The sequence below is a fragment of the Vulcanococcus sp. DEBay_Sum22DG08_74 genome, from assembly GCF_017852955.1.
GTDB lineage: Bacteria > Cyanobacteriota > Cyanobacteriia > PCC-6307 > Cyanobiaceae > Vulcanococcus.
This window is the reverse complement of record NZ_JAFMKL010000010.1, coordinates 25,185-34,285: the sequence shown is the minus strand read 5'-3', so window position 1 is coordinate 34,285 and position 9,101 is coordinate 25,185. Positions and strand designations below refer to the sequence as shown.

Below are 9,101 nucleotides of genomic sequence, written 5' to 3'. Positions count from 1 at the left end.
GCTGGGTAGTCGAGTTTGCCGTTGTGGAGATAGGCGAGGGTTGCCACAGTCTTGGCATGACGGTGGGAGCGACTGACGTTGCTGGTCTCACTGGCCTGCCGGTCGAGGAGCTTCAGCAGACGCATCATTTTCCCCGCCAGAAGTTCGACGTTGCGCTCCGGGTCGAGCAGTTGATTGCGGGCGGCTTGAATCTCCTCGGGACTGGCATTGGGGCTAAGCAATCCCTGTTTCTCCATCTCACTGAGGCCCAGCTGGGCTGGGCCATGGGTGCTGAATAGCCCGGAATGGGCTGCCAAGGGGTGATCCTCACCGGGCTTGGCGTGCTGCATCTCGTCAAACAAAATCGCGGCCAACAGCATCGGGTTCAGGCCCGTGCGGCGGCTTTGCTGTTGGATCACCGGCTGAAGCGATTGCAACCGATTCACCGTGTGGTCCCGAAGGGGGGTGAACTGGTCCACCCCTTGGGTGAATAGACGCGCGAGCCGAGGTTGGGGTCCATGCACGCCAAAGCGGCGCTGCAACTCCTTCAGCTCTTCTGCGCTGAATTTGGTTGGGTCTGAATGGCTGCTGCTATCGATGCGATCGACACTGACGCCGTTGCTGGGGCGCAGAGCGGTCTGGACAAGCGGGTAGGTCGCCAGGCTGGCTAGCGCCGTTGTGGCCGCCCCAAGCCAGGCCCAGAGGTTGCGCCTGGTGCGATGGGGCCGAAGCCGCTTTCCGTAGCGCAGATTGAGAGTCAGAACCCAATCAAAAGGCTTTTCTTGAGCCTAGGTCGACCTTTCGCCTGAGGCCGCACTCATGCGCAGGTCCACACAGTCGCAACCTGGTCCCGGCTCAATCCTCAGGAAACGCCAAAAAGGGTATCCCTGATTGGATTTCACCGATAGGTTCAAAGGGCGGACCGCTTGATCTGGCCTGATGTCTTCCCGCCCCTCTGCCCCCGCTCTGGACCCCGCGAGCCAGTGGCAGAGGTTCTGCAGTCAGCTTTGGCACAACGAGAAGCTCGGCTTCTGGCTCGATGTCAGCCGCATGGGCCTGGATTCGGCCACCCTCTCTGCCTTAAAGCCTCGTTTTGATCAGGCCTTCCAGGCCATGGCGGCCCTGGAGTCCGGCTCCATCGCCAACGCCGATGAGCAACGCCAGGTTGGTCACTACTGGCTACGCAACCCTCAGCTCGCCCCCGATCCAGCCAGTGGAGCTCACATCCAGGCTGAAGTCGATCGCATTGAGTCCTTCGGTCGCGACGTTCTCTCTGGAGCCATCGGCAATGGCTCTGGGCAGCGCTTCACCGACGTGCTTTGGATCGGCATCGGCGGCTCTGGCCTTGGCCCCCTCTTGATGATTCGGGCCCTTCAGGATCCAGGAGCTGGCCTTCCCTTCCATTTCTTCGACAATGTCGATCCCGATGGAATGCGCCGGACCTTGGCGTCCATTGGTGAGCGGCTGAAGACCACCCTGGTGATTGTGGTCAGCAAGTCCGGGGGAACCCCCGAGCCCCATATCGGCATGCTTCAAGCGCGTCGTGCCGTTGAGGCAGCCGGCGGAAGTTGGTCCCAACAGGCCGTCGCCGTCACGATGGTCGACAGCAAGCTCGATCGTGAAGCGAAGGACTCGGGTTGGTTGGCGCGCTTCGACATGTTCGATTGGGTCGGCGGCCGAACCAGCATTACCAGTGCTGTGGGTTTGCTCCCAGGCGTTCTGATTGGCTCCGACATCCGGGAGTTCCTGGCGGGTGCGGCTGAGATGGATGCGGTCACTCGGGTGGCCGATTTTGATCAGAACCCGGCTGCACTGTTGGCCGCTGCCTGGTATTCCGCCTGTGGCGGCAAGGGCCAGCGAGACATGGTTGTGCTTCCCTACCGCGACCGTCTGGAGGTCTTCAGCCGCTACCTCCAGCAACTGGTGATGGAGAGCCTGGGTAAGAAGTTGGACCGCAACGGTCAGGTCGTCCACCAGGGCATTGCGGTCTACGGCAACAAAGGCTCGACCGACCAACACGCCTACGTGCAGCAACTGCGCGACGGTGTCGACAACTTCTTCGTGACCTTTGTCGAGGTGCTCGAGGACCCAGGCGATATTCCGCCGCTGGAGGGTGAGAATCCTGGCGACTTCTTGGACGGCTTCCTCCAGGGCACCCGTTCAGCCTTGACTGAAGAAGGACGCTTCAACCTCAGCATCACGATGCAGCGTCTGAACGCCCACAGCCTGGGTGCCCTGATTGCACTGTTCGAGCGCGCCGTGGGCTTCTACGGCGAGTTGGTCAACGTCAACGCCTACCACCAACCTGGCGTTGAGGCCGGCAAGAAAGCCGCGGCAGCACTTCTGGATCTGCAGTCCAGGTTGGAGATGGTGATGGCTGACCAGCGGGAACACACCCTGGCCGAACTCCAAGGCAAGTTGGCCCTGGAGACTGCCGAGCCCCTCTACTGGATCCTGCGGCACCTCTGCGCAAACCGTCGCCACATCTCAGCCAAAGGGGACTGGGGGCAGCCCGAGTCCCTCGTGTTCATTCACGACTAGGTCCCTAGGGGACCAGGTTGACGAGCCGTCCAGGGACAACGATGACGCGGCTGGGGGCTTTGCCCTCCAGCCATTTCTCTGCGATCTCGCTCTCAAGCGCCAAGCGCTCGAGCGTTGCTTTGTCGGCGTCGGCTGGCACCTCAAGGTTGCCGCGCACCTTGCCCTTGATCTGAATCACCAGGGGGACGGTGGCGCGCACCAGGGCGGACGCGTCGCATTGGGGCCACTGCTGCGTGTGGATGCTGCTGTTCTCAAGGGCCTCATCCTCAGAACGGCCTCCGAGCTTCAACCAGAGTTCCTCGGCCAGGTGGGGCGCAAATGGTGCCAGCAGGACCAAGAGCGTGCGCAGGGCTTCGCAGGCCAGCACATCCGAGCTCGCAGCCAAATGTGTCCCCATGGCATTGCTGAGTTTCATCAACTCAGAAACCGCCGTATTGAACTGAACGTCTCCATCGAGATCGTCAGTGATCTCTTGGATGGCCGTGTGAACCGCACGGCGCAGCTCTTGTTCTGCCTCCGAGAGTGCCTCGCCTGAGCCCAGACGCTCAGCGACCGACTCCGGGGAACCAGCGCCGCCGGCCAGACTCAGGCCGCGCTCAAGAGCTGCATCGGCAAGACGCCAGATGCGCTGCAGGAAGCGGAACTGCCCTTCCACGTCCGCGTCATCCCACTCCAGGTCCTTTTCCGGCGGAGCCTTGAAGAGGATGAACATCCGCGCGGTGTCAGCGCCGTACTTGTCGATGACAAGCGCTGGGTCGACGCCGTTGTACTTGGACTTGGACATCTTCTCGAAGAAGGTCTCCAAGGGATCGCCCGTTAACGGATCACGGGGATCCGTGGCATCGGCCACCTCAGCGGGTGGGATGTACTTGCCTGTTTTGGGGTTCTTGTAGGTGATCCCTTGAACCATTCCCTGGGTGAGTAGCCGTTGAAAGGGCTCATCGAAACCAAGGAGGCCTCGGTCCCTCAACACCTTCGTGAAGAAGCGCGAGTAGAGAAGGTGAAGGATGGCGTGCTCGATACCGCCGACGTACTGATCAACTGGCAACCACTGGTCAACGGCGTCTTTCGCAAACGGCAGCTGAGTGTTCTTGGCGTCGCTGTAGCGCAGGAAATACCAGCTGGAACACATGAAGGTGTCCATGGTGTCGGTCTCGCGGCGAGCTGGTTTGCCGCAGCAGGGGCAGTCGACATTGACCCAGCTTTCAAGTTGGGCCAGGGGGGAGCCCCCCTTGCCGCTGAAGGCGACATCCCTTGGCAGTTCAACCGGCAGCTGCTCATTCGGCACCGGAACAACACCGCAGCTCTCGCAGTGGATCACCGGAATCGGGCAGCCCCAGTAACGCTGCCTGGAAATCAGCCAATCCCTCAGGCGGAATTGGACTTTCTCACGGGCCCAACCCTCCTTCTCCCCTGCTTCGGTGATCGCCCGTTTGGCCGCCTTGTTGGTCATCCCATCGAAGCCCTGGGAATGGATCAAGACCCCTGATTCGGTCCAGGCTCCACCCTCAAAGGCATGTTCGTCACTGCCCTCGGGAATGATCACCTGCTTGACCGGGAGTTCGTACTGGCGGGCAAACAGAAAATCCCGTTGGTCATGGGCGGGCACTCCCATGACGGCCCCCGTGCCGTACTCCGCCAGGACGTAGTCAGCAATCCAAACCGGGATCAGTTCTCCATTGGCGGGGTTTCGCACCTGGGCACCAATGGACACACCACGCTTGGGTTTGTCCTCCGCCGTCCGTTCCTGTTCGCTCTGGCGGGACACCAGGTCACAGAACGCTTCGACTTCGGTCTGGTGGGCTGTCGTCGTCAGGGCGGGGACGAGCGGATGCTCTGGAGCTAGAACGACGTAGCTGGCGCCAAAGAGGGTGTCGGGTCTGGTGGTGAACACCGTGACCTGCTCGCCACTGACCTGGCCGTTGGCGTCGACCACACTGAACTGGAGCTCAGCTCCGGTGCTGCGGCCGATCCAATTGGCCTGCATCGTGCGCACCCGCTCCGGCCAACCCTCCAGCTTGGGCAGGTCATCCAGCAGCTGCTGGGCGTAATCGGTGATCTTCAGGAACCACTGCCGCAGCTTGCGCTTCTCAACGAGAGCACCGGAGCGCCAGGACCGCCCTTCGCTGTCGACCTGCTCATTGGCAAGCACGGTCTGGTCGATCGGATCCCAATTAACGGTGGCGTCCTTTTGGTAGGCCAGCCCACCATCGAGGAACTGCAGGAAGAGCCACTGGGTCCAGCGGTAGTAATCGGTGTGACACGTGGCCAGCTCCCGATCCCAATCAATCGACAGCCCCAGCTGATCGAGTTGATCGCGCATTGAGGCAATGTTTTGGTCCGTCCAAGCACCGGGATCCACGCCCCGCTCAATGGCGGCGTTCTCAGCGGGCAGACCAAAGGCATCCCAGCCCATCGGATGCAGCACTTTCTTGCCGCGCAAGCGCTGAACCCTGGCGACCACATCGGTGATCACATAGTTCCGGACATGCCCCATGTGCAGGTTCCCTGAGGGGTAGGGGAACATCGAGAGGGCATAAAAGGCCTCGTCGCCGGCCTTGATCTCAGGGGTGCTGTGCAGACCGTTTGCCTTCCAGGCCCGTTGCCAGCCGGCCTCAGTGGCCTGGGGTTGGTAGCGGCTGGACTCGCTCACGGGCGGATCGGGAGTGGAGCAGTGATGCTCCCATAGCTGCTGTTAGGCGAGGGGCCGCAGCATCGCGATGGCATCGCGATTGATCAGCAAGCTGGGGGTGCCGGGCTCCGATTCCAGTGCGAGAAAACAAGCGTCAACCCAGAGCGGTCTGCCGGTGACGCTGCTGCCGTTGAGGAGCTGGACCGACAGGGGCAGCTGCTCGCGGATCCAGGCCTGGATTTGGCGTACTCCTGGCTGGGAGGTGTCGAGGTCTCCTGGCCGCCATTCCCGACTGCTCCCCATAGGATCGAGCGCACTGGTGGGCCTCCATTCACAGGCTGTCGCGCGTGTTCCAATTCAGCAAGTACCAAGGTCTCGGTAACGACTTTTTGATGCTCGATGGGCGTCAATCGGGCGATACGGACTTCCTCTTTGGCTTGACCCCGGAGCTGGTGGTTCAGCTCTGCGATCGCCGCTTTGGGGTGGGAGGCGATGGCGTGATCCTGGCCCTGCCACCCAACGGCGGAGGGGAGTTGCGGATGCGCATCTTCAACGCCGATGGCACCGAACCCGAGATGTGCGGCAACGGCATCCGCTGCCTGGCCCGATTCCTGGCCGATTGCGATGGGGACGGCCCCGGCCGCACCTGGCAGGTCGACACCCTGGCGGGCCGGATCGTTCCGGAGCTTCTCCCCGACGGCACGATTCGCGTCGACATGGGCGCGCCCTTCCTGACGCCAAGCGAGATCCCAACGACCCTGGAGGTCGGCGAGGCGGGGCTTCCCAGCGGCGAACTGGAGATTGATGGCGAGCGGTTTGCCGTGGCCGCTGCCGGAATGGGCAACCCCCACGTGGTGGTGCCTGTGGATTCCGTCGATGAAATCGACTTGGAGCGTTTTGGCAGTCAGCTGGAGATCCACCCCGCGTTCCCGGCGAAAACCAATGTCCATTTCGTCGAGGTGCTCTCGCCCTCCCATCTGGTGATGCGGGTCTGGGAACGCGGGGCAGGCCCAACCCTCGCTTGCGGCACCGGAGCCTGCGCCACCCTGGTGGCCTGCCATCGCCTGGGGCTCTCCGAGCGCACAGCCCGTATCGACCTCCCGGGCGGCCCCCTGCAGATTCACTGGGACGCCATGAACGGCAAGGTCTTCATGGACGGCCCGGCGGAGCATGTGTTCGACGGTTCCATCCCGGATGCCGAGGCCGTAGCCGCGGCGCGTGGGCAGGCCGCAGAGACGGAGATGGTGCCCCCTGCCGTGGAGCAGTCCCAACCCCCCGCCGATTCAGGCGATCAGATCGACTGCGCGACGGTCTGCGCTAACGGCTGTATCCGCCCGGACAATTGCCCCAGCGAAGCCGCCCGAGCCAAGGTCGCGGCACTGCTCAACAGCACCTCCCTGGATGATCTGGTGACCCTGGCCACCAATTCCCTGGAGTCTCGGACCCGCGCCCGCTTCGAGCGCGAACCATGAGTTCGGATCTTCGCCAATACCTCGATTGCGCCGCGACCACCCCGTTGGCGCCAGAGGTTCAGGCGGAGATCCAACGGGTGGATCGCGAGGCCTGGGCGAATCCATCCAGCCTGCATGCCTTCGGCCTGGCCGCCGCCGAACAGCTCGAGCGCAGCCGCCAACAGATCGCTGCTCAGCTGGGCTGCAGTGGGGACCTGATCTTTACCTCCGGCGGTTCCGAATCAATTCATCTCGCCCTGCTCGGTTCGGCTGCTGAGCTCTGGGACGGGCAAGGGTCAGCACCTCGGCTCTTGCTCTCTGCGGTTGAGCACCCCGCCACCGAAGCGGCGGCGCTGCAGCTGCAACGGAAGGGTTGGCAGCTCGAGCGCATCCCGGTGGATCGCCAGGGCTTGATTGATCTTGCGGTCCTGGAGTCCCGGCTCGCGCCACCGACCCGTTTGGTGTCGTTGATCTGGGGGCAGAGCGAGGTCGGCACCCTCCAGCCCATGGACCTGATCGGTCGGCTCTGCCGTCAAGCAGGCGTGCTGCTGCATGTGGATGCTGTGCAGGTGGCTGCGCAACGGCCGATTGATTTCGATGCGCTGCCCATTGATTTACTCAGCGTCGCCAGTCACAAGCTCAGTGGACCCCGGGGTGTTGGCGCCCTCTTGATTCGGGATCAGGTGCCAGTCCGCCCAATCCAGGCCGGAGGCGGCCAGGAGCGGGGGATCCGTGCTGGGACCGAACCGGTGCCCTTGATTGCGGGCTTTGCCAAGGCTCTGGAGTTGCTCAACATCCAGCGCTTTCAAGGGACGGAAGATCCGCTGATTGAAAGGCGTGACGCACTGCTGACGGGTTTGCTCCAGCTGCCCGGAGTGGAGCTGACCGGTCCTGATCCCCGTCAGGATCCTGAACAGCGCCTGGCGAATCACATCAGCTTGTTGGTCGCGTCGCCGCAGGGCGTGCCCCTCTCCGGACGCTCCGTCGTTCGGGCCATGTCACGTCTGGGCTACGGGATCAGCAGCGGCTCGGCCTGCAGCAGCTCCAAGGCGGCCGGCAGTCCGATCCTCGAAGCCATGGGAATCGCACCAGAGCGCAGCTCCAGCGGCCTGCGCCTCAGTTTGGGGTCCTGGCATCGCGACGCTGACCTTGCGCCTGTCCCGATCGCTTTGCGGGAGGCCATCGCCGCAGTGATGGCTGATTAGGGTCGGCCGAACGACATGGCCCGGATGCTCCCCGCTGATCTGCGACGCGCTGAAGCTGAAGCTGTTGAAGCGATTGCCGCTGCCCTTGCCAGCCAAGCCAAAGGCTTCTGGACCGCAGAATTTCGGTTTGAAGGACTGCGCATCCTGCCGGTCTCGCTGCGCCTGTTGGCAGCGCTGTTGCCTGCCCATGCTGAGGCCCGTTTGGTCTTCCCTGACGCCGGTGCAGCGGCCCTGGCCAAGCGGGACGCAGCGGAGCAGGCGGGCAGCATCACCGAACTCAGCGGAATCAAGCGACTCCAGCAGGCCGACGGCGGTAGCGATGGGCTTCTGGTCCTGGTAGCCCCGACCCCGGCGGACTACGAGGACGTTGAAGCCGTCTGCGCTCAGCACCGCGGCAGTGTTGTTCTGCTGAACGGAAAACTGGAGGATGCCGCGGTGGGGATTGGGACTGTGGCGCGCGAGCGTCGCAAGGGCTTCCTCGCCACCTGGCAGTCCGCCTATGCCCTCATCCCCACCGGGGAGGGCGCACTCAGACGTGCCTATCCCCTGGACTGGCAGCTCTACCGGCGAGACCCCGACGGCTATCGCTTCGTCAAGGACTTCGAGCTCAAGCCAGATGCTGAGCAGATGGCCGACGCCCTTGAGGGTGAAGGCGGCGGGGTCGCTCGAGGACTCAAGGCCGTTGATCGCCTGATCGAGGGGCTCCAGAACTAGCTCCCACGAATGCTTGTTTCGGCGGCCCAGTCTCCGTACAGTTCGAACTCTGCCTCCCCACCATGCCTTCGTTGTCGCGTCGTTTCTCGCTGGTGGATGCGGGGGCTGCGGCGGCTGTGGTTTTGGCCATTGGCGGTGTGGTGTGGAGCCCCAAGCTCAGTGGCGCAGTCGCCCGAGCCACCGGCGGTTTGCAGCCAGTGACGGTGTTCGTCGATGTCCGTAACGTCCCGGTGGCCAATCCGCCTGCGCTCATCGCCGCTGCAAAGGAGCAAGGCAAGGTCTCGATCGTGATCCGCAACCAGCCCCACGGCTCGGTGGCGGTGGATGACGTCATTCCTCTGCAGCGTCAACTGGCCGCCGTTCTGGCCGATGGGAAGGTCGTCACCGCTCCCGATCCCAACCAACAGCAATTGGGCAACCTGGATGCCCGCTTTGTGCTCAAAGGGGAGGGCCGCAAGGGAGCCGGTGGAGTGGTGTTCGGAAACCAGACGCTCAAGATTGGTGCTCCCATTGAGTTGGAGGGACGGGAATTCAGGCTCAATGGCTCCGTCTCTGGGCTCCAACTCGGGGCCTCCTGAC

At 63.1% G+C, this 9,101-nt stretch carries 8 protein-coding genes; 5 read left to right on the top strand and 3 right to left on the bottom strand.

Annotation, left to right across the window (positions count from 1 at the left end; all coding sequences use genetic code 11):
* Positions 1-521: helicase DnaB (locus QZ184_RS02775; protein ID WP_296418049.1), on the bottom strand; the 521-nt coding region annotated here is incomplete at its 3' end.
* 397 nt (positions 522-918) lie between these two features.
* On the opposite strand from QZ184_RS02775, the gene QZ184_RS02770 reads away from it, so the two are divergent.
* Positions 919-2,520 carry a glucose-6-phosphate isomerase gene (locus QZ184_RS02770; RefSeq protein WP_247478500.1) on the top strand — a complete coding sequence of 534 codons (1,602 nt, stop codon included), beginning with the start codon at positions 919-921 and terminating at the stop codon, positions 2,518-2,520.
* A 4-nt stretch (positions 2,521-2,524) separates the two neighbouring features.
* Here the strand turns inward: QZ184_RS02770 and leuS are convergent, their stop codons facing one another.
* Together leuS and QZ184_RS02760 are read right to left on the bottom strand one after the other, a co-directional pair.
* Positions 2,525-5,173 (bottom strand): leucine--tRNA ligase, encoded by a 2,649-nt coding sequence (gene leuS, locus QZ184_RS02765; protein WP_296418047.1) that lies wholly within the window; start codon positions 5,171-5,173, stop codon positions 2,525-2,527.
* Positions 5,174-5,215: 42 nt separating this feature from the next.
* Complete coding sequence (locus QZ184_RS02760) at positions 5,216-5,455, bottom strand: hypothetical protein (protein WP_010317051.1); 240 nt, start codon at positions 5,453-5,455, stop codon at positions 5,216-5,218.
* Between the two features lie 44 nt (positions 5,456-5,499).
* Here QZ184_RS02760 and dapF point away from each other — a divergent pair, with 44 nt between their 5' ends.
* The 4 genes from dapF to QZ184_RS02740 all read left to right on the top strand — a co-directional run bounded on the left by dapF (position 5,500) and on the right by QZ184_RS02740 (position 9,100).
* Positions 5,500-6,624, top strand: a complete 1,125-nt coding sequence (gene dapF / locus QZ184_RS02755) for a diaminopimelate epimerase (RefSeq protein WP_296418044.1) — start codon at positions 5,500-5,502, stop codon at positions 6,622-6,624.
* Entirely contained in the window at positions 6,621-7,808 is a 1,188-nt protein-coding gene (locus tag QZ184_RS02750; RefSeq protein WP_296418042.1) for a cysteine desulfurase family protein, read from the top strand. The genes dapF and QZ184_RS02750 overlap by 4 nt, the downstream gene beginning before the upstream one ends.
* A gap of 24 nt (positions 7,809-7,832) precedes the next feature.
* The gene (locus tag QZ184_RS02745) at positions 7,833-8,522 is read left to right on the top strand and encodes a DUF1995 family protein (RefSeq protein ID WP_029626306.1); all 690 of its coding nucleotides are present in this window, start codon (positions 7,833-7,835) and stop codon (positions 8,520-8,522) included.
* Between the two features lie 62 nt (positions 8,523-8,584).
* Positions 8,585-9,100 carry a DUF4330 domain-containing protein gene (locus tag QZ184_RS02740; RefSeq protein ID WP_296415070.1) on the top strand — a complete coding sequence of 172 codons (516 nt, stop codon included), beginning with the start codon at positions 8,585-8,587 and terminating at the stop codon, positions 9,098-9,100.
* Position 9,101: the final 1 nt, after the last annotated feature.

Excerpts from the sequence above, each read along its gene's own strand:
- QZ184_RS02770 (WP_247478500.1), top strand. The coding sequence starts at position 919 with ATGTCTTCCCGCCCCTCTGCCCCCGCTCTGGACCCCGCGAGCCAGTGG.
- QZ184_RS02760 (WP_010317051.1), bottom strand. The coding sequence starts at position 5,455 with ATGGGGAGCAGTCGGGAATGGCGGCCAGGAGACCTCGACACCTCCCAG.
- QZ184_RS02750 (WP_296418042.1), top strand. The coding sequence starts at position 6,621 with ATGAGTTCGGATCTTCGCCAATACCTCGATTGCGCCGCGACCACCCCG.
- QZ184_RS02745 (WP_029626306.1), top strand. The coding sequence starts at position 7,833 with ATGCTCCCCGCTGATCTGCGACGCGCTGAAGCTGAAGCTGTTGAAGCG.
- QZ184_RS02740 (WP_296415070.1), top strand. The coding sequence starts at position 8,585 with ATGCCTTCGTTGTCGCGTCGTTTCTCGCTGGTGGATGCGGGGGCTGCG.